Origin of the sequence: Pseudoflavonifractor sp. (genome assembly GCF_050943825.1) — a bacterium.
In the GTDB taxonomy this organism is placed as follows: domain Bacteria; phylum Bacillota; class Clostridia; order Oscillospirales; family Oscillospiraceae; genus Pseudoflavonifractor.
Window position 1 is genome coordinate 1 of the sequence record NZ_JBMNPX010000023.1, and the last position, 20,643, is coordinate 20,643.

Sequence of the window (20,643 nt, forward strand, 5' to 3'; positions counted from 1 at the left end):
CTTCCGGCCGCGGAAGTGGAACCGGGACAGGCAGTAGGCCGCGGGCAGGGCCACAACCAGCAGGATGGCCAGAGCCAGCACGGTCACAATCACGGAGTTGAGCATGTAGTCGCCCATCTTGGCCGTGTTCCACGCGTCCACGAAGTTCTGCCAGTGGAAGCCCATGGGCAGCGCCCAGGGATTGCCGTAGAACTCGCTGTTCTCTTTGATGGACGCCATGAACACCCACGCCACAGGCACCAGGATGCACACGGCCAGCGCAATCAGCACAATGTAAATAAAGATTTTATAGATTCTCTCGCCGGAGGTATGCTTTTTCACTGCTTCCATATCACACGCCTCCTCAGAACTGCAGCGGCTCCCGCTTGGTGGCCTTATTCACCAGAGCGGAGAGGATGAAGGAGAACACAAAGACCATCGCGCCGATGGCCAGGCCGTATCCGTAGGTGGAGTTGGTATAGGCCTACTTGTACATGTAGCTCAGGGCCACCTCACTGGCGCCGTTGGGGCCGCCGGAGGTCATGGCCTTGACGAACAGGAAGGCCATGTTGATGGTGGAGATGATGAAGAAGGTCAGGGTGGTGCGGATGTTGGTCCAGATAAGAGGGATGGTAATCTGGAAGAACTGCTTGATCCGGCCGGCGCCGTCCAGGCTGGCCGACTCGTACAGGCTCTTGGGCACACTGGCCATGGAGGCCATGTACATGACCATGTAGTAGCCGATGGCCTGCCACACCATGGCGATGATCAGGCTGAGCATCACCAGCTTCTCGCCCTTCCACAGGATAGCCACCGTCTTGCCGGTAACCATGGAGATCAGGCTGTTAAGGATGCCATTGGCGGGGTCATAAATGGCGGAAAAGATGGCCGCGATGACCACGATGGAGAGGATATTGGGGATGTAGAACACCACGCGGAAGAAATTTTGTCCCTTAATCTTCTCCCGGGTCAGAATTCCCGAAAACACCAGGGCAAAGGCAAAGGTCACCATGGTGACAACGACAATGAGGAGTATCGTGTTCTGCATGGCGCGGATAAAATTCGCCTCCTTGGAGAGCTTGATGAAATTCTCAAAGCCTACGAAGGTTTCAGTGGAAGAGTATGCGCTGCGCTTGAACAGGGACATCCGGAACACTTCCAGTGTGGGGATGACCATAAAGATGATGAACAGTACCGTGGCAGGCGCGATACAAAGCATCAGAAAGCGATTGAAGCCTTTCCATTTTCTCACGTCTCCATCTCCTTTTTAATGTGTTTTGACACAGGAAAACGGTGAGCAAGCAACCCTGCCCACCGTTTTCCTCTGTATATGCTCACCAGGGGGAAGAAATGGACTGTGCCGCTTGTCAAACCTTGTTGGCGCGGAGCGTATCCATAACCTCCACGATGGAGGCCGTCCACTGTTCCTGAGTAGTAGTGCCGGAAATCAGTCCATTAAGACCGCCCATCATGGTCTCCATAATGCTCACGCCCTCCACAGGTGCGGTGGCAGCCCAGCTGCCCATGGCAGGCTTGGCGCCGTTCTCATAGACGGAGTAGAACAGAGCATTGTCGCCCTCCAGCTTCTGGTCCATGCCGGAGATGGGCTGAACGGCACCGGACTCGGCAAAGATCTCGGCGGCGGTATCGCTGTACATGAAGGCCATGAACTGCTTGGCAGCATCCTTGTGCTCGGCGCCGGCAGGAATCCAGGCCTGCTCAATCCAGGCTACGCTGTACGCATCGCCGCCCTCTTCCACAGCGGGAATGGCGGTAAAGCCCCACTCAAAGCCCTCGGCACGGGGCGCCTCGGCCATCTCATTCACGACCCAGGTACCATTGGGCATGAAGAGGACCTCATTGTCCAGCACCATCTGCTGGTTCTTGGTGAAGTCGGCGTTGTTGTCGTAAGCGGGAACCATAGGGTTGGTATAGGTCATCAGCTTGGCCTCGATGTCCAGCAGCTGCTTGCCTTCCTCAGTGTCCCATACACCTTCCTCATAGTTGACCATGCTGTTGAAGAACTCGGGGCCGCCCACAGCATAGGCCAGGGCGAAGGTGAACTCCTGCATGTAGCCGTGGGTGGGATAGGCAAAGAGATAGATGCCCTCAGCCATGGCCTTGTCGCCCAGCTCCCACATCTCGTCCCAGGTGGTAGGAACCTCCCAGCCCTTCTCCTCAAACAGGCCGGCGTTGTAGAACAGGCCGCAGGGAGAGTAGAACATGGGGGCGAAATAGGTCTTGCCGTCGCTGTAGGGGTTGGTCACGGTGGAGTCGGTGAAGCCGTCCATAATCTTGTCGCCCACAGTCACGTCCTCGCCGGGCACAGTCATGGAGAGGACATCCGTCACCTCTTCAATGTTCTGGTCCCGGATGAAAGCCTCGGTGAGCGCGTCCTCACGGCCGGCGGACAGGTGGATGAAGTCGGGGAACTCACCGCCCTGCATGGCAGGACCAATGACGTCTTCCAGGTTGCGATCCACAATCAGCTCCACTTCAATTCCGGTCTCATCAGTAAAGGCATCCGCCACCTTCTGCCACATATCTGCGCCGTATGCACTCTCCAGCGCAGCCACCTTGATGGTCTCGGTGGCGGCAGGCTCGCCGCCGGACTGGCTGCCGCTGGGAGCGGGAGTCTGAGACTGGCCGCCGGTGGTGTTGTCGGCGCAGCCGCCCAGAAGGGACAGCGAGAGCGCTGCCGCAAGTCCCATTGACATCAGTTTCTTTGCCTTCATTTCATTTGACCTCCTAATTAATCTTTCAGTCTTACTTCCCTTTGCTCTGCATTCTGAAGCATTGCTCGTGCTCAGCAATCAGCGCCGCTTTCATTTGGTTGAATGTACTAATTTTTTCTAAAAAAACTATATCATTTATTCATTTTGTACACTTCTATAAACTGGTACTATTTCCCCGCTTTTTATATATTTCGGCACTAATTTTTTGTTCGTTGTATGCCAAAATATATTTTTCTTCTCTCTGTGTCCTTTTCGATTTTATATTTCTGCATCATTTTCTTTTCTCTTTTCAATACATTTTAATTGTTTTATTCTATTTTTAGCTTTTTTCTTCATACTGGAAAAAGCATATTACTTTTATTTTTACTGTACTCCTTCTCTTTTTTTGCTATAATACAGCAAAGGATTTCATGAAGGCAGTTTGATATCATACCGTTGGGAGGAATTTTGATGGCTTCTGCACTCAGCTGGCATTCACCCCCAAAAGCCAAGAAGCTTCTGGATAATGCGTTCTTGCAGACTTTGCCGGCAGGGTACCTCTGCCCCACTCATCTGCACCGGACAATGGAGCTCTTTATCTGCCTCCGCGGGACGCTGAACTTCTCTGTACTCAATCTGACACAGACCATCCAGCCCGGTGAATATGTTGTAATTTTTTCCAATACTCCCCACAGCACCTCCGTCTGCGAGGAGGACTGCTCCATTCTGCTGATTCATTTTCACAGTCAGGTCCTGCTGGAGATGCTCCCACAGGTCAATCAAGCAGTGCTCTCCCTTCCATTCATCCTTGAAATTATGATGGGAAAGCGAAAGTACTTCAAAGGGCAAAGTACAGCCTTTCTCCAGGCCTGTATCGAGGGAATCCGTGCTGAACTCTCAAATCCACAGGAATACTCCGATGATATGCTCTATTTCTACATGGCCCAGTTGAGCGTTATGCTCTCCCGCGACATGCGGCTGTCTTCCAACAATCGTCTGTACGAAAATCCCTACTTAATAAATACAACCCTATATATCAACCAGCACTATATGGAAAAGCTCTATGTCCAGGATATTGCCAACCACGCAAATGTCTCTCCGAGCTATCTCAGCAAGCTCTTTGAACGCAATTTCGGCATTGGCGTGGCAGCTTATATCAATTTTGTCCGGATTGCCAAAGCTATTGAGCTGAAAGATGCGCACCCGGAATACCCTATGCTCTCACTGGCATTGGACACAGGTTTTTGCAGTCAGCAGCACTTTTCCAAAATTTTTAAAGAGATAATGGGTGTCTCTCCCTCAAATTACTTTTCTCTTATGTATCAGATACAATAATTTTTAAACAGCCTCAGTTTATATACAACAAAAGCCATCCCCGAAGGGATGGCTTTTGTCTTTCCTATTCAAGTGTCAGGGCTGCCGGCCCAGCGCATACGCCTCCACGGCCTGCGCTACGCCGGAGGCGGAATTGGTATCGGCGATGTGCTTTGCAGCGGCCTTGGCCTTGGCCGTGCCGTTGCCCATGGCAAAGGACCAGCCCGCCCAGGAGAGCATGCCCAGATCGTTGTCCGCGTCGCCGAAGGCCATGACCTCCGAGGCGTCAATCCCCAGCTTCTGGCAAAGCACAGAGAGCGCCGCGCCCTTGTCCGCATCGGGAGAGGTAATCTCCATATTGGTGGCGTAGGCACAGGCAGACTCAAAGGGCCCCACCGCCTGAAGCGCCTTGGTCAGCATCTCCCGCTCCTCCGGCTCCACATGGAATACATGAATTTTCTCCACAGTCCGTCCGGCAATCACAGGGGCCAGGTCATCCACCAGGGTCATGCGGGACCGGAACAGCTTGGCGTAGTCGGGAGAGAGGGCATGCCCCATGGCCCGCTCCAGGTACTGCCGCTCCATATAGGCCGTGCCGTCGCAGAACAGCTCAAAGGGGGTGTTGTGCTCGTCCAGAACCCGGATGAAATCCAGGACCTGCTGCTCCGGCATTCCCACCTGGAGCAGCCACTCCCCGGTCTTCAGGTCCAGGATGGCTGCACCGTTGGAGATGAGCACATAGCGCACCACGCCCACATTGCGGGCAATGTCCTCCAGCAGGCTCCAGGTGCGCCCGCTGGCAATGACCACTTCAATTCCCTGCTCCGCCGCCGCGTGGAGGGCGTCCAGGTTGCGCTGGGATATGGTGGCGTGGTCATCGTTGAGCAGTGTACCGTCCATATCCATTGCAATAAGTTTAATCACGTTATTCGCTCCTTTCTGCTGAAGGGCTCAGACAAAAGCGGCAGGCCGCGGGTCGGCGGCCTGCCGCAGAGTGGTCCGTACAGCGTCCCCGGCTTCCGTCAGTGGAGAACCGGCTCCGCACTTCCGGATTTCGTCAGCATACTCCGTCCGCGCGCTGTGCCCGGTGGTCTATGCTTCAGCCCTTCTTGAGGGTGAGGGCGTAGCGCACCTTGTCGGCCAGCACCTCAGCGGTGAGGCCGTAGGCAGCCAGCACCTTCTTGGCGGCGCCGGAACGGCCGAAGCAGTCTTCCACGCCGTGGCGCACCACGGGGGTGGGGCACCGCAGGGACAGGCACTCGCACACGGCGGCGCCCAGGCCGCCGATCACGCTGTGCTCCTCGGTGGTGACGATGACGCCGGTCTCCTGAGCCGCCTTGACCACCAGCTCCTCATCCAGAGGCTTGATGGTGTGCATATCAATGACCCGGGCGGAGATGCCCTCGGCAGCCAGGATATCCGCGGCCTTGAGGGCCTCCTGGACCATCAGGCCGCAGGCAATGATGGTGGCATCGCCGCCGTCCCGCATGGTGAAGCCCTTGCCCAGTTCAAACTTATAGCCGGGGATCTCGTCGGTGACGTTGTCCACCGCCATACGGCACAGCCGCAGGTAGGAGGGGGAGTTCAGGTTCAGCAGGGCCTCGGTGGCAAGGTGGGTCTCGTTGCCGTCGCAGGGCACCACCACGGTCATGCCGGAGATAACCCGCATGTTATTCAGGTCCTCGGTGCACTGGTGGGTGGCGCCGTCCTCGCCCACGGACAGGCCGCCGTGAGAGCCCACCACGGTGACGGGCAGGCCGGGATAGGCGATGGAGTTGCGCACCTGCTCCCAGGCGCGGCCGGTAGCGAAGATAGCGAAGGTATTGGTGAAGGGGTGCTTGCCGCAGGAGGCCAGACCGGCGGCGATGCCGGTCATGTTGCACTCGGCAATGCCCATATCGAAGTGCCGGTCAGGGTACTTCTCGGCGAACTTGCAGGTGGTGACAGCCTGGGCCAGATCCGCGTCCAGAACCACCAGCTCCGGATGGGTCTCAGCCAGCTCAATCAGGGCCGCGCCATAGGCGGCACGGGTCGCAATGCTTCCTGCCATCTTACTTCCCCTCCTCTTCCAGCTGCTTCAGGTATGCTTCCAGCTCGCCCTTGGCCTGGGCGTACTGCTCGTCGTTGGGCGCCTTGCCGTGCCAGGTGAACACCCGCTCCATGAAGGACACACCCTTGCCCTTGATGGTATGGGCAATGATGACGGTGGGCTTGCCCTTCACAGTCTTGGCCTGGTCCAGCGCGTCGGCCAGGGCGGCGTAATCGTGGCCGTCCACCTCAATGACGTTCCAGCCAAAGGCAGCCCACTTGGCGTGCAGGTCGCCCAGAGGCATGACGTCGTCGGTGATGCCGTCGATCTGCATCTTGTTGTAGTCCACCACGGCGCACAGATTGTCCGTATGGTACTTGGCGGCCGCCATGGCGGCCTCCCAGATCTGGCCCTCGTCCAGCTCGCCGTCGCCCAGAACGGCGTAGACCCGGTAGTCCTTGTTGTCCAGCTTGCCCGCCAGAGCCATGCCCACGGCGGTGGAGAGTCCCTGGCCCAGAGAGCCGGTGGACATATCCACGCCCTTTACATGGACCATGTCGGGGTGGCCGGAGTAGTGGCCGTCAATGCTGCGGAACAGCTGCATATCCTCCACGGGGAAGAAGCCACGCAGGGCCAGCACGGAATACAGAGCAGGAGTGCAGTGACCCTTGCTCATCACCAGGCGGTCCCGGTCGGGGTCCCTGGGCTCTTCGGGGTTCACCTTCATCTCATGGAAGTAGAGGACGGTGAGAATGTCCATCACGGACAGGGAGCCGCCGGTGTGGCCGGAGGCAGCACGGTGGATGGCCGACAGGCCCAAAAGCCGGCCCCTGGTGGCGGTAATCGCCAGCTCCTGGATCTCTTTGGGTTCCATGGAATCCTTCCTTTCTTCATTTTCCCTTCTCTTGAAGAAAACAGGGAAAGTAAAATAACAATCAGGCCGCGGACAGGGTACACTGTGTCAAATTTCCGGCACAATGCGCCAATTAATATCCAGTTTAGATTATAGCATGGCCCGGGGCGGGGGTCAAACAGAATATGAGGCTCCATGCCGGTCTTTCTGGGACTTTCGGTCCCCTTTTCACATGCCCGCCGCCTGGGCGCATATACTGGTGATACAGGAATGGAAGGAGGCGGCGGTGATGGAGCGGAAGGAAAGCAAGCGGGATACGGCGGTGCGGCTGGCGTGCTGCGCGGTCATTGCCCTGATCATCTGTTACGGCGCGGAGAAGCTGGGAGAGAGCCTCAAACTCCCTCTGTGGGAGGAGCACGGCCATCTGCTCAAGGAGAACAAGGTGCAGGCGATCGCCATCCTGGCGGCGCTGCTCTTCGGGGCGTCCCTGGCCCTCTTCCCGCTCCCCGGGGAGGAGCACAAGGATTGCTGCGGCACGGAGGATTACACCCAGGTAGAATGCGACTGACAAAACAACCCCCCGCTCGGATGAGCGGGGGGTTGTTGTAAGACAGAATTACATCTTCTCGGGGGCGGTGACGCCGATGAGGGCCATGCCGTTGGCCAGCACGGAGCGGACGGTGTCCGCCAGCTTGAGCCGGGCGGCCAGAACGTGCTCCTCCTCGCCCTTGATGCGGCAGGCGTTGTAGAACCGGTGGAAATCGCCGGCCAGGGTGAGCAGGTAGCGGTTGATGTGGGAGGGGTCGTAGTCCCGGCTGGCCAGACGGATCTCCTCAGGGAAGAGGGACAGGGTCTTGACCAGGGCCAGCTCCTCAGGGGTGGAGAACACAGAGGCGTCAATGGCGGAGGCAGCGGACACGCCGGCCCCCTCCTCCATCATGCGGGCCACCAGGGAGCAGATACGGGCGTGGGCGTACTGGACATAGTACACCGGGTTGTCGGAGTCCTCCTTGACAGCCAGGTCCAGATCGAAGTCCAGGGGACTGGTGAAGGAGCGGGAATTGAAGAAGTAGCGGCAGGCGTCCACGCTCACCTCGTCCAGCAGATCCCGCAGGGCGATGGCCTTGCCGGAGCGCTTGCTCATCCGGACGGGCTTGCCGTCCTGGAGCAGGTTCACCAGCTGCATGAGCACCACCACCAGGCGGTGGGAGCCGTCCAGGCCCAGGCCGTCCAGGGCCGCCTGGAGACGGGCAACGTGGCCGTGGTGATCGGCACCCCAGATGTTGATGGCGGTCTGGAAGCCCCGCTTCTCCAGCTTGTTGCGGTGGTAGGCGATGTCGGCGGCGAAGTAGGTGTAGAAGCCGTTGGCCCGGCGGAGCACGTCGTCCTTCAGGTCCAGCTTGTCCACCTGCTCACGGGTCTTGCCCTCCCGCATGTACTTCTCCTTGAGCAGCTCGGTGGTGTTGAGCCACAGGGCGCCGTCCTTCTCATAGGTCCAGCCCTTGTCGCTGAGCATGCCCACGGTCTCGGCCACATAGCCGCTGTTGTGGAGTGTGGACTCCAGGAACCACTCGTTGTACTCAATCTTGTACCGGCGCAGGTCCTCCTGCATCTTGGGGATGTTGCGCTTGAGACCGAAGTTGGCCATGGCCTCCTGGCGCTCCTCCTCGCTCTTGTCCACCCAGCTGTCGCCGTTCTCAGCGCGGAAGGCGGCGGCCAGCTCCTTGATGTCGTCGCCCTGGTAGCAGTCCTCGGGGAAGGGCACGTTCTCCTCACCCAGGATGAGCTGGCGGTACCGGGCGTCGATGGACACGGCGAACTTGTGGATCTGGTTGCCGGCGTCGTTGACGTAAAACTCACGCCACACGTCGTAGCCGGCCCGCTCCAGCACGCTGGCCAGGCTGTCGCCCAGCACGCCGCCGCGGGCGTTGCCGATGTGCATGGGGCCGGTGGGGTTGGCGGAGACGAACTCCACCATGACCTTCTCGCCGTGTCCCTCGTCCACGGCGCCGTAGGTCATGCCCTCCCGCTCGATGTCCGCGATGACCTCGCCGTACCAGCGGCTGCCCAGGCGGAAGTTGAGGAAGCCGGGGCCGGCGATCTCGGCGCTCTGGAAATAGGTCCCCTCCAGCTCCAGGTGGTCCAGGATAATCTGGGCGATGGCTCTGGGGGCCATGTGGAGGGCCTTGGCCCCTGCCATGGCGAAGGAGGAGGCGTAGTCCCCGTGGGACACGTCCTTGGGAATCTCGATGGTGGCCTTTACCTGGGCGCCGGCGGGCAGGAGGCCCTCGGCGGCGGCCTTCTCATAGGCCGCCTGGGTCAGGGACGCCACCTGGTCCTTGGCGGACTGGATCATGTTGGACATCTCAAATCACCTCATCAATATCTGGTAAAGGGCGGCGTCCGCCGCCCGTGAACTTACTGCATCAGCACAGGGGGCTTCTCCCGGACCTGAATCTGGAACAGGTTCTGCCCCGCCACAGCGTGCTCAATCTCAATGGCGTAGTTGATCTCAATGCTGCCGCCATGGTCATCCATGCGGCAGTCCATGCGGTGGGTCTTGATGCCCACGGCCAGGGCACCGTAGGGGGTGTTGTACATGGACAGGTGGCGGCGGCCCTCCTCGAACACCATCTGGGAGTTGACCTCCCCGTGGCGCATGAGGGTGATGCGGCCGTCCTCAATCTGGAAGGTGGTCAGGGTCCCCTCCAGGCCGGTGAGCTCGCTCTCCTGGTAGCTGAGGGTGTAGGCCCCCTCGCCCTCCTTGGCCAGCAGGCCCTCGGTGACCAGCTCGATGGTCTCATCCTCTACATTCTCGTAGGACTGCTTGCCCTTGATGGAAATAATGACGCTCTTATCCATTCTCTCGACCTCTGATGTGTACCGAAATGCAAGGTATTATATCCCAAATTCGGGGAAAAGTAAAGGACTGCCGCCGGTTTCTTCTCAATATTTTGTAATATCCACCTGCTCCACCGCACCGGTGATGTCCCGGCCCAGGAAGATGGAGGCCAGGGCGGCGAAGTCGGCGGCGCTGTCGCTGGCGAAGTAGCGGCGGGTGCCCACATGGTCGGGGCTGTTGAGGCCGTCCCGCTTTTTCAGCATGGCGGCCACCTGCCGGGCGCAGGCCGCGCCAGTGTTGATGAGCTTCACATCCGGGCCCATGAAATTGCCGATGACCTGGGACAGGAGTGGGTAGTGGGTGCAGCCCAGCACCAGGGTGTCCACACCGGCCTCCTTCAGGGGGGTGAGGTACTCCTCGGCCACCATCTCGGCCACCTTGTCTCCGGGCCGGAAGCGGCCGTTCTCCACCAGGGGCACAAAGAGGGGGCAGGCCCGTGCGGTGACCTGGGCGTCGGGCAGCAGCTTGGCGATGTACTTCTCATAGGCCCCGGTGCGGATGGTAGCCTGGGTGCCGATGAGACCGATTTTCCCGCTGCGGGTGGCGGCGGCCGCTTCCGCCACAGCGGGCCGCACCACGCCCAGCACTGGAATGGGGTTCTCCTGCTCCAGCACCTCCAGGGCCGTGGTGGACACGGTGCCGCAGGCGATGACCACGGCCTTCAGGTCAAAGGTGTTGAGAAAGGCCACGTCCTGCCGGGCGTACTTGATGATGGTGTCCCGGGAGCGGCTGCCGTAGGGCACCCGGCCGGTGTCGCCGAAGTAGACAATATCCTCCTCCGGCATCAGATGGATCAGCTCCCGGACAGCGGTCAGGCCGCCCATACCCGAGTCAAACACGCCGATTGGCCGACGGTCCACAGCAACAACCTCCAGACAAAACAATTGCGGGGCGGAATTACTCCGCCTGCCGCTTCATCTTATATAATATATGCGAAACCATGGCGGAACACAAGGGGAATTTTCACCGGATTTCTCCTTTGGCCGGGTTTGACTTTTCCCCATCTTGTTAATATAATATGTGCAAGCGGAGCGGCTCTGCCCCATGCTCCGCGATGTCACGACAGCGAGGAGGTTTCGCGCATGAAGCTGGAACTGACAAAAAAGCAGTACCGCCGGCTGCTTGACATGGTCTATATCGGCAACTGGATCCTCAATTCCACCCGGGGCGACGACCGCTTTGCCGACTATGACGAGGTGGAGAGCCTGCTCTTCTCCAAAGCCGCTGAAGAGGGAATGCCCAGCCTGGCCGAGCTGTGGCAGGGCGAGGTGGTGCCCTCCCGGGCCTTTGTGGACGGCGGCATACACGAGGCCATCATGGAGTACGAAAACAACGTGTTTTTCGAGATTCTCGCCGAGGATCTGGCCCGCCGGGACATGGACGATCCCCCCATTGACGAGACCAACTACGAGGAGCTCAACCGCCGCATTGACGGCTATATGGCGGAGTTTGAGGAGCACGGCACGGACAACATCCTCATCGACGCCGACCTGCCCTGATATCAGCCAGCGCCATTTCCGCACCCGCCCGCCGGGCGGGTGCGGTTTTGTATGTATCCCATTTGTTCAGGAGGTTTCCATGACAGCCTCTCTCTACGCCCGCCTGTCCGCCCCCTTCCGCCCCTACGCCGGGGCAGTCCGGGCGGTGAACAAGCTGCTCACCCTGTCCGTCTATATCGCCTACCCTGCCCTGCTTCTCTTCCTGCTCCTCACCCGGGACCACCGGCTGCTGCGGGCGGTGATTACACCGGCGGTTTCCTTTGTGGCTCTCACTTTCTTCCGCAAGCGGTGCAACGCCCCCCGGCCCTACGAGGTGCTGGACATCACCCCGCTCATTCTCAAGGACACCAGGGGAAACTCCTTCCCCAGCCGCCATGTGTTCTCGGTCTTTGTCATCGACATGGCCTTCTGGTGGATATTTCCCCCTCTGGGCGGGGTGTTCCTGGCCGTTGGGGTGCTCATCGCGCTTATCCGGGTCATCGGCGGCGTCCATTTCCCCAGGGACGTGCTGGCAGGCGCCATTATGGGCGCGGCCTGCGGCGCGGTGGGCTTCTGGCTCATTCCATAAGTACCCGACGCATAAAAAATCCACCTTCCCGGCCGGGAAGGTGGATTTTTTCGTTTGTTACCGGATGGCACTCATCAGTCCCCATGCGGCATCCGTCAGGTATTCTTCGCCGTAATCCAGATACTCGTCCTGGGTGTGGATTACCGCTCCCTCAGGAGGCGTGGTGGCAGGCGTGCCGCTGGTCTTTTCCACAGAAGCCTCTGCCTTCAGCTCCATCTTTCCGCCATAGGCGGCCTTGGCGGTCAGGGTGCACTCCGCCTTGGTGTTGTTCCCGTTGATGGCAAAGGTAATATCCACAGGCATACTGGCCGTAACAGAGGCGGGCAGCTTCACCGTGAAGCGCACATCCATGTCCACCAGCTTGTTGTCCCGCACCTTGATGGTACCGCTGCAATCCACCTTCAGGTCGCCCTTCAGATAGTCCAGCAGCAGGGACAGCTCACCTGTCTCATCCTCGTCTGTCAGGCCGGACAGCTTGTCCGCCAGGCTCAGGGTGTCCACCTTCAGGGTGTAGGTAGTGGTACTGCCGGAGGTGGAGACGGTGAAGCAGTCGTCGCCCAGGAAGAGGGCCAGCTTCTCCGCCTTGTCCAGCACCTGGGTACAGGGAGGCGCCCAATACCATCCGGTACCGTTCTCCCGCGGCCCGACGGCGAGCAGGGCGCCCACGGTGAGGGGCTCCGACTGTGCCGCCTCCAGCGCCTCCACCAGGGCGGCCACGTCAATGGACTGGCCCAGGTCCAGGGCCAGCCACTCGCCGCTGCCCACGGTACTGCCGGGGATATCCCCCAGCTTGTTGCCGGTCATGTAGAGGGTGCCCTGGCCCAGATCGCCCCGGACCTCCATCTCAAAGTCCGACAGCAGGTCCAGCGCCGCCGTATCCTCCTCCAGCATGCTGGCGGTGACCAGTTCCTTCAGCTCTCCCAGGTCCAGATCCAGCTTCATGTCCAGATCCGCCTGACCGCCCCGGACCAGGCCGTCCACAGCCAGGGACATGGCGGCGGTATCGTTCTCCGCCTCGGTCTCACCGTAGAGGGTCATGGAACCGGACACCAGCTCCTTCACCCGGTAAGTCTGCTCCGGGTCCCACCGGTCCCCGTCCAGAGCCAGAATGGTGTTGAGGATGGAGAAGTTTTCATCGATTTGAGCCGCAATGCTGTCCCAGTCGGTGAAACAGGCCGCCTGATAGTAGTCGTCCCACTCCACCGTCATGCCCACCGCCTCGCCGGCAAAGCGGGCGGGGATGTAGGTACGGCCCGCCGAGACCACCATGGGCACGTCCATCTCGATTTTGTCAATCCTGCCCCCGGACACTCTGGTGAGGGTGGTGCTCCCCAGCGTCAGCTCCAGGCTGTCCCCGTTGGCCAGCTTGGCGGTAACTACGGTCTCAGAGTAGTCCACCGTGGCACCCAGGGCCTCCAGGAAGGGACGCACCGGCACCATGATGCGGCCGTCCATGGCCCAGGGCTGTACGCCGTCCAAAGTCAGCCATTCCCCGTTGACCGACACGTTGATGCCGTCGGGGTAGGGCATGCCCAGTGCCTCCTTCTCCACCTCCAGATAGTCGTTCCAGGTCTCTCCGTAGAAGGCCGCATTCCAGGCGTCCAGGTCCGCGTAGTACTGTTCGTCGTCGGCGTATACCTGGATAAAATAGGCGTCCCAGTAGTCGCTCCAGAATTCCTCGCTCCAGTCCGCCACCGCACTGTCCTTCTGCTCCTGGGTCCAGGTGTACCAGGGGCCGTACTGCTGATAGGCCTCCACTCCGGTGAGCGCCGTCTCCTCGGCCGCCGCGGCGGGCACGCAGGAGAGGAGCAGAAGCACTGCCATCACAACTGCCAGCTTTCTCATGGTTCTTCCTCCTTTTTGTCCCGGGCTTTCAGGGTTCTTCAGGTTTAGTGTAGCTCTTTTCCCCTCATATGTCCACTTTTTCTTTCCCTTTTCTTTATTTAGTCATCTTTGGAATAATTATAGCCGTCCTCCGTGATACTGTCAAGGATATTATCCATCTTTGGCATATTGGAGGGCTCCCATGAAACTGTACCGATACCGCGGAAAAGCCAACCTCTGCGGCCGTCAGGTCCGCCGGCTGCGGGTGGATCTGGGCCTGTCCCAGGAGCAGCTGGCCGCCCGGCTCCAGGTGGCCGGTCTCGCCCTGGAACAGAAGGCGGTGAGCCGGATTGAGACCGGCATCCGGGTGGTGGCCGACTTTGAGCTTCTGGCCCTGGCCGCCGCCCTGAACACCTCCCCCCTCGCCCTGCTGGATGAGGACAAATCCTGGCCCGCCGGGGATACATCTGTGCTATAATAATGCGTACGGAACAAAGCCGAAAGCCTTGAAACCAAAGTTTTCAAGGCCACTTGGCTTTGTTCCGGTGCAAGGATTTTGGATAAAATTATCCAAAACCCTTGCACCTTCCGCTGGTGTATTGAGATGCACCAGCGGAAATACGCATTGCAACAATGGCTGAATTTCATAAAAGCGGCTCCTTTGCGCCGTTTTTATGGAATTGCGCGGCTTCCGCCGCGGGAATAAACCGATTTACGGTTTATTCCGCAGCCATTATAATATAGAAATCCAAGCTGTAAAAATCACCTGCCGGAGGTGCTGTCCATGTGTGAAAATCCGCTCCGCGCCCTGCCCAAAATGGACGTGCTGCTGTCCCACCCCATTCTTCTCTCCGCCCGGGAGCGCATTCCCTATACCCTCGTCCGACAGGCCGCCCGGGACAAGCTGGAGGAAGTCCGCCGGGCCGCCCTGGCCGGGGCAGGGGTGCCGCCACTGGAAGCCCTGGCCGGTGAGATTGCCGCGGCAGCCCAGACTATGAGCCGCCCGGGGCTGAAGCGGGTCATCAACGCCACCGGCGTGGTGCTCCACACCAACCTGGGCCGTGCCCCCCTGGCCCCTCGGGCGGCGGAGGCGGTCATGGCGGTTGCGGAGGGCTACTCCAACCTGGAGTACGACCTGGACAACGCCTGCCGGGGCAGCCGCCACAGCCATGTGGAGGCTCTGCTCTGCTCCCTCACCGGGGCAGAGGCGGCCATGGCGGTGAACAACAACGCTGCCGCCGTATTCCTCATGCTCTCCGCTCTGGCGGCGGGCAAAGGGGTGGCGGTATCCCGGGGTGAGCTGGTGGAGATCGGCGGCGCCTTCCGGGTGCCTGAGATTATGGCAGCCAGCGGCGCCGTGCTCCGGGAGGTGGGCACCACCAACAAGACCCGGCTGTCCGATTATGAGCGGGCCGTCCTCTCCGGTGAGGCCCAGGCTCTGCTGAAGGTCCACACCAGCAACTATCAGATTGTGGGCTTTACCGAGGACACCCCCCTGTCCCAGCTCTCCGGGCTGGCGGCGGCCCATGACCTGCCCCTGCTTTGCGACCTGGGCAGCTGTGTCCTCACAGCTGAGAGCCTGCCCTCCCTCCCCGCCGCCCCCAGCGCGGCGGCAGCTCTGGCCGACGGGGCGGACGTGGTGTGCTTCTCCGGTGACAAGCTGCTGGGCGGCCCCCAGGCGGGCATCGTGCTTGGAAAAAAGCGGTACATCGACGCCATGAAGCGCCACCCGCTGGCCCGGGTGGTGCGCATCGACAAGCTGTCCCTGGCCGCGCTGGAGGCCACCCTGCTCCTTCTCCGGGCCCCGGAGAGCGCCAGGGAGGCCCTGCCCTTGCTGTCCATGCTGGGTGCCCGGCCTGAGGAGCTGCGCGCTCGTGCCGAGGGTCTGGCTGCCGGACTGAGAAAGGCCCTGGGGGAGGACTATACCGTGTCCGTCCTCCCCTGCACTGGACAGGTGGGAGGCGGCTCCATGCCCAACGAGGAGCTGCCCGGCTTCTGCGCCGCTGTCACCGCCGGGCCCGGTGTGCCCGAGGGACTGGAGACTGCCTTCCGGCGCCATGCGGTGCCCATCCTCTGCCGTATCCACCACGGCGCCCTTCTGCTGGACGTGCGCACCCTGTCGGCGGAGGATGAGGGCGAAATCCTCCGGGCGGCAGAGGCTGTAAGGGGGAGGAACCGGTGAGTCACCTAATTCTGGCGGTGGCGGGCCACGTGGACCACGGAAAAACCGCTCTGGTGAAGGCCCTCACCGGCACGGACACCGACACCCTGGCCGAGGAGAAGCGCCGGGGACTGACCATTGAGCCGGGCTTTGCGGTGCTCCCTCTGCCGGGAGGCGGGACGGCCGACCTGGTGGACGTGCCCGGCCATGAGAAGTTTATCCGCAACATGCTCACCGGGGCGGCGGGGGCGGACGGGGTGCTCCTCACCGTGGACGCGGGCGAAGGGGTCATGCCCCAGACCAGGGAGCATCTGGCCCTGTGTGCCCTGCTGGGCATGGAGCGGGGCATTGTGGCCGTTACCAAGGCGGATTTGGCGGACGAAAACCGCCTGACTCAAGTCAAAGCGGAGTGCGCCACCCTGACGGCGGGCACCTTTCTGGAGGGTGCGCCCATCCTGCCCGTGTCGGCCAAAACTGGTCTGGGGCTGGAGGAACTGCGGGCGGCCATCGCCGCCCTGCCCCCCCGCAGACGGCGGACGGACCTTCCCTTCCGGCTGGAGGTGGACCGGCTCTTCTCCCCCCAGGGCCGCGGAACTGTGGCGGCGGGTACTGTGTCCGCCGGACAGGTCTCCACCGGCGATACCCTGGCGCTGTACCCCGGACCTGGGACGGTGCGGGTGCGGGAGCTCCAGTGCCACGGCGCGGGGGCGGAGCGGCTGGAGGCGGTCAGCCGGGCTGCCCTGCTGCTGACCGGGGACGCCGATGCCATCCGGAAGGGGGCTACCCTGGCCGCCCCCGGCTCCATGGTTCTCACCGACCGGGCGGACGTGGAGCTGACCCTGCTGGCGGACTCCCCCTTTTCGGTGAAGCACGGCGCCCGGCTCCACCTCCACCACGGTGCCGCCGCCCAGCTGTGCCGGTGTGTGTTCTTTGACCGGGCGGAGCTGCTGCCCAGCCAGACCTGCTTTGCCCAGCTCAGGCTGGACGCCCCCATGGCCGCCCGGGCGGGGGACCGGTTCGTGGTCCGCTTCTTCTCCCCGGTGACCACCGTGGGGGGCGGCGTACTGCTGGACCTGTCCCCCCGCCACAGGAAAAAGGACCCCGGCCTGGCGGAGCGGCTGTCCGGCCTGGCCTCCCCCGACCCCCTCCGCCGCATGGCGGCGGCGCTGGAGGGCCGCGCCTTCCCACAGCCTTTGGAGGAGCTGGCCATGGCCGCAGGGCTGTCCCAGGCCGAGGGGTTGGCGGTGCTGAGTCGCCTGGAGCAGGCGGGGGAAGCCGTGCCCCTGGGGGCGTTCTGGCTGTCCGCCGCCGCTATGGAGGCGCTGGAACACCGGGCCGCGGCCCTTCTGGACAACTGGCACGCCGCCCGGCCCCTGGAGCCCGGCATGGCGGAACAGGCACTGTGTACCCGGCTGCTCCCTGAGGACAGTCCTCTGTCTCAGTCCCTATTGGCCGTCCTGGAGGCAAGAGGCGTACTCCGCCGGCGGAACGGTCTGGTGTTCCACCCCGGGTTCCGGCCCAGATACACCCCTGAGCTGGCCAAAATCCGGGACAGGCTGGAGGTCCTGTACCGCCGTGCCGGGCTGGAGGCCCCGGAGGACGCCGCCGTGGAGGCCACCTTCGGCCCCGACGCCCCCGCCTGCCGTCAGGTCATGGCCGCCATGACCCGGCAGGGGATTCTGATTCCCCTGGGAGCAGGCTGCCGCATCCACCGCCGCCCCCTGAGCCAGGCCCGCGTCCTGCTGCTGGAGTTGTTTCAGGCCTCCCCTACCCTCACTCTGGCCCGGTTCCGGGACAGGGCGGGCGTCAGCCGGAAATACGCCCTGCTCCTGCTGGAGCACTGGGACCAGGAGGGACTCACCCGCCGGGAGGGAAATTACAGGGTTCTCCGGGACGGCAATCTGTGATATAATTTATATTTAGCGGCACCATGGGGGCAGAAGGGTATCTGGTGAGCCCCGCGGTCTTCAAAACCGCTGGGGGCGGCGGTCCCGCCCCGGTGAGTTCGATCCTCACCTGCCCCCGCCACCGCTTTCTCCGCAAGTGGGCAAATGTTTTATAGAAAACGCCCGATTTTTATGTTATACTGTTTGGTGCCAATGGTGATTCTGCCGGGGCAGCAGCCCCGCTTGAAAGGAGCAATGGAACGATGACCCATAGTGAAAACGTGGTTTCCAACAAGTTCTTCTCCACCATCTCCGCTCTGACCAAGGACGGTGCCCTCTCCTGGAGCCGGCTCACGCCGGAGAGCTACCGCTGGTTTGAGGACGTCAACGCCGAAAAGTCCTTCCAGGCCGACTACAAGGGCGGCACCATCTTCCTCCTCCTGGATGAGGAGACGGAAGAGGCCGTCTGCCAGATCATCCCCGCCTCCGGCCTGTCTCCCGTCCCCTTCGGTGAGTCGGGGGACTCCACCCTCACCCGTCTCTACGAGCAGATCCGCGCCGCCATGCCCACTCCCCTGGAGTCCTATATCAACGCGGTCCTCAGCGAAAATTCCCGCCCCATGTTCTAATCTGCATACAGAAAGCCCGGCCCTGTCATACAGGGCCGGGCTTTTTTTACACCGCCGGGGACGCATATTCCAGTTGTTCCAGCCGCTTTTTCTCTCTGAGCCGGTAAAACCCGAAGCCCACCGCGTCAGCCAGCACCCAGCCGATGGGGATGGCCCACCAGATACCGGGCAGACCGATGGCGGGGATGGGGGCCAGCAGGTATGCCAGCGCCACCCGGGTGCCCAGGGAGATGACGGTGAGTACCACTGACATGCCGGGGCGGCCCAGGGCACGGTAGAGGCCGTAGAGCAGGAAAAGATAGCCGATGCCGCAGTAGCAGGCCCCCTCAATACGCAGGTACTCCACGCCGATGGCGATGATTCCGGTCTCCTCCGGCTCCACAAAGATGGTCATCAGCGGTCCGGCAAAGGCAAACACCAGCACCGAAATGACCACGCAGAAGGCCAGTGCGGTGATTACGGCGGAGCGGATGCCCGCCCGGATGCGGTCTGTTCTGCCGGCGCCGTAGTTCTGGGCAATAAAGGTGGAAAAGGCGTTGCCGAAGTCCTGGACAGGCATGTAGGCGAAGGAGTCTATCTTTACCGCCGCGGCAAAGGCGGCCATCACATCCACGCCGAAGCTGTTGACCAGGCCCTGGATCATCAGGATACCGAAGTTCATCACCGACTGCTGGACGCAGGTGAGGAAGGAGTAGGAGAAGATCTTCCCCACAGTCCGCCGCCGCAGCTTCAGGTTGGACCGGCGGGGACGGAGCTGGGGCGCCTTGCGGAAGGCATACAGGGCAATGCAGGCCGCCGAGACAGCCTGGGAGATGACCGTGGCCTCAGCCGCACCGGCCACACCCCGGCTCAGGACCATCACAAACACCAGGTCCAGAATGATGTTCAGCACCGCGCTCACCCCCAGGAATACCAGGGGGACCACCGAATTGCCGATGGCCCGTAGGAGCGAGGCGAAGTAGTTGTAGAGGAATGTGAAAGGAATGCCCAGGAAGATAACCCGGACATAGGCCCGGGTCATGTCATACACCTGGGTCTGAATCTGAATGGCATGGAGGATGGGGTCTGTCAGGGTTATGACCACCCCGCTGAGAAGCGCTGTGGCAGCGGCAATGACAACAAAGGAGACAAAGATGCTCTCCCGCAGCTGTTCCTCCTCCCGGCTTCCGAAGAGGATGGAGAAGTACACCCCGCTGCCCATGCACAGCCCCAGGAGAATGGAGGTGAGGAAGGTCATCAGGGTGTAGGAGGAGCCCACCGCCGCCAGGGCCCCGGGCCCCAGGCAGCGGCCCACAATCAGGGTATCCGCCACATTGTAGAGCTGCTGGAGCAGATTGCCCAATATCATGGGCAGGGCAAAGAGGAGCATGGATCGGGTGACCTGGCCCTTGGTCAGATCCTGCTGCATGGTTTTCTCCCCTTTCCGGCCCGCTGTATCGGGCACTTTTTCCGTTTTTTGGTTCCGTTGGGCGTGGAAAAGCCCCCGGAGGGAAAGCCCTCCGGGGGCGCTGGCATACGGTGTGCTTAGAAGTACTTCTTCACGCCCTCGGTAGCCAGGTCGGCATCGGCGCTGATGGTGACAGTGAACTTGATGTTGTTCTTCTCGCTGAAGCTGTTGAGCCAGTCGAGGAAGTCCTCCACCGCGGCATCATTGGGCTCGGAGGGGACGATCTTGGTCAGGCTGTCGATGAAGACATGGGTAATATCGTAGTTGCCGGCATACAGGCCGCTGATAAAGCCCTTCATAAAGTCATAGGACTTCATTTCGTAGTGGGAAGCCTCCACGAGGCGGATCTTATAATGAATATCGTAGGTCAGCTTGGGGCCGCGCTCAATGCAGACCACGTTTCCGTTCTCGCTATGCACGGCAGAGTTAATGAGCTCGATCATCTGCTTGGTCTTGCCGGTGCCCTTGACACCCATGATCACTCTCACCATAGTTTATCACTCCTTACATTGTACGCCGGAACGCCTCCGGCCTTGTGCCTCTATGTTACCATTTATCCGGTCGGATTGCAACCAGTTTGCACAAGTTCACTAAAATTTCATGTTTCCCCGTGCCCGCATTGGCATGCTTAACCAATACTGCCCGGACGGAGGAAAATCCGTCCGGGCAGTATCATTTTGGACACAATTTTTTCCTTTTAACCCTTGTTCAGGCAGCTATGCTCAGTCCTTGTTCAGACGGGCCTCCAGCTCGGCCCCACGGAATCCCCGATTCCGCGGGGACCCCGTTTCTTCCATCTGCGGGGCGGAGTGAATCCGCCCTCGCATCAAGGTTTTGC

The 20,643-nt window shown here is 61.0% G+C and carries 18 protein-coding genes, 1 tRNA gene and 2 pseudogenes; 9 read left to right on the plus strand and 12 right to left on the minus strand.

The features are described 5' to 3' along the window. The 3 genes and pseudogenes from ACOX7T_RS13440 to ACOX7T_RS13450 form a co-directional block, all read right to left on the minus strand. Positions 1 to 330, minus strand: a pseudogene (locus ACOX7T_RS13440) (carbohydrate ABC transporter permease); the annotation flags it as partial. Positions 331 to 343: 13 nt separating this feature from the next. Continuing rightward, positions 344 to 1,231: pseudogene (locus ACOX7T_RS13445) on the minus strand (carbohydrate ABC transporter permease). A gap of 115 nt (positions 1,232 to 1,346) precedes the next feature. Continuing rightward, positions 1,347 to 2,714: a carbohydrate ABC transporter substrate-binding protein gene (locus ACOX7T_RS13450; protein WP_433443647.1), complete on the minus strand. Its 1,368-nt coding sequence runs from the start codon at positions 2,712 to 2,714 to the stop codon at positions 1,347 to 1,349. Between the two features lie 450 nt (positions 2,715 to 3,164). On the opposite strand from ACOX7T_RS13450, the gene ACOX7T_RS13455 reads away from it, so the two are divergent. Then, a complete protein-coding gene (locus tag ACOX7T_RS13455) occupies positions 3,165 to 4,028 on the plus strand; it encodes an AraC family transcriptional regulator (RefSeq protein ID WP_433443650.1) in 864 nt (287 codons plus the stop codon). Positions 4,029 to 4,103: 75 nt separating this feature from the next. Here ACOX7T_RS13455 and ACOX7T_RS13460 read toward each other — a convergent pair whose 3' ends face one another. The 3 genes from ACOX7T_RS13460 to ACOX7T_RS13470 all read right to left on the minus strand — a co-directional run bounded on the left by ACOX7T_RS13460 (position 4,104) and on the right by ACOX7T_RS13470 (position 6,910). Then, positions 4,104 to 4,931 carry an HAD family hydrolase gene (locus tag ACOX7T_RS13460; RefSeq protein ID WP_433443653.1) on the minus strand — a complete coding sequence of 276 codons (828 nt, stop codon included), beginning with the start codon at positions 4,929 to 4,931 and terminating at the stop codon, positions 4,104 to 4,106. Positions 4,932 to 5,106: 175 nt separating this feature from the next. Further along, positions 5,107 to 6,057 carry a transketolase family protein gene (locus ACOX7T_RS13465; RefSeq protein ID WP_433443656.1) on the minus strand — a complete coding sequence of 317 codons (951 nt, stop codon included), beginning with the start codon at positions 6,055 to 6,057 and terminating at the stop codon, positions 5,107 to 5,109. A 1-nt stretch (position 6,058) separates the two neighbouring features. Next, on the minus strand, positions 6,059 to 6,910 hold the full coding sequence (locus ACOX7T_RS13470; protein ID WP_433443659.1) for a transketolase: 852 nt from the start codon (positions 6,908 to 6,910) through the stop codon (positions 6,059 to 6,061). A 268-nt stretch (positions 6,911 to 7,178) separates the two neighbouring features. On the opposite strand from ACOX7T_RS13470, the gene ACOX7T_RS13475 reads away from it, so the two are divergent. Continuing rightward, a complete protein-coding gene (locus ACOX7T_RS13475) occupies positions 7,179 to 7,457 on the plus strand; it encodes a hypothetical protein (RefSeq protein ID WP_433443661.1) in 279 nt (92 codons plus the stop codon). A gap of 48 nt (positions 7,458 to 7,505) precedes the next feature. Here the strand turns inward: ACOX7T_RS13475 and argS are convergent, their stop codons facing one another. From argS to murI, 3 genes are all read right to left on the minus strand, one after another. After that, positions 7,506 to 9,254 (minus strand): arginine--tRNA ligase, encoded by a 1,749-nt coding sequence (gene argS, locus ACOX7T_RS13480; protein WP_433443664.1) that lies wholly within the window; start codon positions 9,252 to 9,254, stop codon positions 7,506 to 7,508. A 53-nt stretch (positions 9,255 to 9,307) separates the two neighbouring features. Beyond that, positions 9,308 to 9,751, minus strand: a complete 444-nt coding sequence (locus ACOX7T_RS13485) for a DUF1934 domain-containing protein (protein ID WP_006575270.1) — start codon at positions 9,749 to 9,751, stop codon at positions 9,308 to 9,310. An 84-nt stretch (positions 9,752 to 9,835) separates the two neighbouring features. After that, positions 9,836 to 10,651, minus strand: a complete 816-nt coding sequence (murI, locus tag ACOX7T_RS13490; RefSeq protein ID WP_433443668.1) for a glutamate racemase — start codon at positions 10,649 to 10,651, stop codon at positions 9,836 to 9,838. A gap of 222 nt (positions 10,652 to 10,873) precedes the next feature. Between murI and ACOX7T_RS13495 the strand changes: the two genes are divergently transcribed. Next, positions 10,874 to 11,290, plus strand: coding sequence for a hypothetical protein (locus tag ACOX7T_RS13495; protein ID WP_148316414.1), 417 nt, complete (start codon positions 10,874 to 10,876; stop codon positions 11,288 to 11,290). A 79-nt stretch (positions 11,291 to 11,369) separates the two neighbouring features. After that, positions 11,370 to 11,858, plus strand: a complete 489-nt coding sequence (locus ACOX7T_RS13500; RefSeq protein WP_433443671.1) for a phosphatase PAP2 family protein — start codon at positions 11,370 to 11,372, stop codon at positions 11,856 to 11,858. A 57-nt stretch (positions 11,859 to 11,915) separates the two neighbouring features. On the opposite strand, the gene ACOX7T_RS13505 is transcribed toward ACOX7T_RS13500, so the two are convergent. Then, entirely contained in the window at positions 11,916 to 13,703 is a 1,788-nt protein-coding gene (locus ACOX7T_RS13505) for a stalk domain-containing protein (protein ID WP_433443673.1), read from the minus strand. Positions 13,704 to 13,884: 181 nt separating this feature from the next. On the opposite strand from ACOX7T_RS13505, the gene ACOX7T_RS13510 reads away from it, so the two are divergent. The 5 genes from ACOX7T_RS13510 to ACOX7T_RS13530 all read left to right on the plus strand — a co-directional run bounded on the left by ACOX7T_RS13510 (position 13,885) and on the right by ACOX7T_RS13530 (position 18,358). After that, positions 13,885 to 14,160, plus strand: coding sequence for a helix-turn-helix domain-containing protein (locus ACOX7T_RS13510; RefSeq protein ID WP_433443675.1), 276 nt, complete (start codon positions 13,885 to 13,887; stop codon positions 14,158 to 14,160). Between the two features lie 306 nt (positions 14,161 to 14,466). Next, entirely contained in the window at positions 14,467 to 15,864 is a 1,398-nt protein-coding gene (gene selA, locus ACOX7T_RS13515; RefSeq protein ID WP_433443677.1) for an L-seryl-tRNA(Sec) selenium transferase, read from the plus strand. Further along, the gene (gene selB, locus ACOX7T_RS13520) at positions 15,861 to 17,750 is read left to right on the plus strand and encodes a selenocysteine-specific translation elongation factor (RefSeq protein ID WP_433443679.1); all 1,890 of its coding nucleotides are present in this window, start codon (positions 15,861 to 15,863) and stop codon (positions 17,748 to 17,750) included. The genes selA and selB overlap by 4 nt, the downstream gene beginning before the upstream one ends. Before the next feature lie 25 nt (positions 17,751 to 17,775). Beyond that, positions 17,776 to 17,871: transfer RNA gene (locus tag ACOX7T_RS13525), tRNA-Sec, on the plus strand. A gap of 121 nt (positions 17,872 to 17,992) precedes the next feature. After that, complete coding sequence (locus tag ACOX7T_RS13530) at positions 17,993 to 18,358, plus strand: hypothetical protein (RefSeq protein WP_433443681.1); 366 nt, start codon at positions 17,993 to 17,995, stop codon at positions 18,356 to 18,358. 46 nt (positions 18,359 to 18,404) lie between these two features. Here ACOX7T_RS13530 and ACOX7T_RS13535 read toward each other — a convergent pair whose 3' ends face one another. Both ACOX7T_RS13535 and ACOX7T_RS13540 read right to left on the minus strand, forming a co-directional pair. Then, positions 18,405 to 19,766 (minus strand): MATE family efflux transporter, encoded by a 1,362-nt coding sequence (locus ACOX7T_RS13535; protein ID WP_433443683.1) that lies wholly within the window; start codon positions 19,764 to 19,766, stop codon positions 18,405 to 18,407. A 116-nt stretch (positions 19,767 to 19,882) separates the two neighbouring features. After that, positions 19,883 to 20,296 carry a hypothetical protein gene (locus ACOX7T_RS13540; RefSeq protein WP_433443685.1) on the minus strand — a complete coding sequence of 138 codons (414 nt, stop codon included), beginning with the start codon at positions 20,294 to 20,296 and terminating at the stop codon, positions 19,883 to 19,885. Positions 20,297 to 20,643 lie beyond the last annotated feature (347 nt).

Excerpts from the sequence above, each read along its gene's own strand:
- ACOX7T_RS13505 (WP_433443673.1), bottom strand. The coding sequence starts at position 13,703 with ATGAGAAAGCTGGCAGTTGTGATGGCAGTGCTTCTGCTCCTCTCCTGC.
- ACOX7T_RS13530 (WP_433443681.1), top strand. The coding sequence starts at position 17,993 with ATGACCCATAGTGAAAACGTGGTTTCCAACAAGTTCTTCTCCACCATC.
- ACOX7T_RS13475 (WP_433443661.1), top strand. The coding sequence starts at position 7,179 with ATGGAGCGGAAGGAAAGCAAGCGGGATACGGCGGTGCGGCTGGCGTGC.
- ACOX7T_RS13500 (WP_433443671.1), top strand. The coding sequence starts at position 11,370 with ATGACAGCCTCTCTCTACGCCCGCCTGTCCGCCCCCTTCCGCCCCTAC.
- ACOX7T_RS13470 (WP_433443659.1), bottom strand. The coding sequence starts at position 6,910 with ATGGAACCCAAAGAGATCCAGGAGCTGGCGATTACCGCCACCAGGGGC.
- ACOX7T_RS13540 (WP_433443685.1), bottom strand. The coding sequence starts at position 20,296 with ATGGTGAGAGTGATCATGGGTGTCAAGGGCACCGGCAAGACCAAGCAG.
- ACOX7T_RS13535 (WP_433443683.1), bottom strand. The coding sequence starts at position 19,766 with ATGCAGCAGGATCTGACCAAGGGCCAGGTCACCCGATCCATGCTCCTC.
- argS (WP_433443664.1), bottom strand. The coding sequence starts at position 9,254 with ATGTCCAACATGATCCAGTCCGCCAAGGACCAGGTGGCGTCCCTGACC.
- selA (WP_433443677.1), top strand. The coding sequence starts at position 14,467 with ATGTGTGAAAATCCGCTCCGCGCCCTGCCCAAAATGGACGTGCTGCTG.
- ACOX7T_RS13495 (WP_148316414.1), top strand. The coding sequence starts at position 10,874 with ATGAAGCTGGAACTGACAAAAAAGCAGTACCGCCGGCTGCTTGACATG.
- ACOX7T_RS13455 (WP_433443650.1), top strand. The coding sequence starts at position 3,165 with ATGGCTTCTGCACTCAGCTGGCATTCACCCCCAAAAGCCAAGAAGCTT.
- ACOX7T_RS13450 (WP_433443647.1), bottom strand. The coding sequence starts at position 2,714 with ATGAAGGCAAAGAAACTGATGTCAATGGGACTTGCGGCAGCGCTCTCG.
- ACOX7T_RS13465 (WP_433443656.1), bottom strand. The coding sequence starts at position 6,057 with ATGGCAGGAAGCATTGCGACCCGTGCCGCCTATGGCGCGGCCCTGATT.
- ACOX7T_RS13485 (WP_006575270.1), bottom strand. The coding sequence starts at position 9,751 with ATGGATAAGAGCGTCATTATTTCCATCAAGGGCAAGCAGTCCTACGAG.
- ACOX7T_RS13510 (WP_433443675.1), top strand. The coding sequence starts at position 13,885 with ATGAAACTGTACCGATACCGCGGAAAAGCCAACCTCTGCGGCCGTCAG.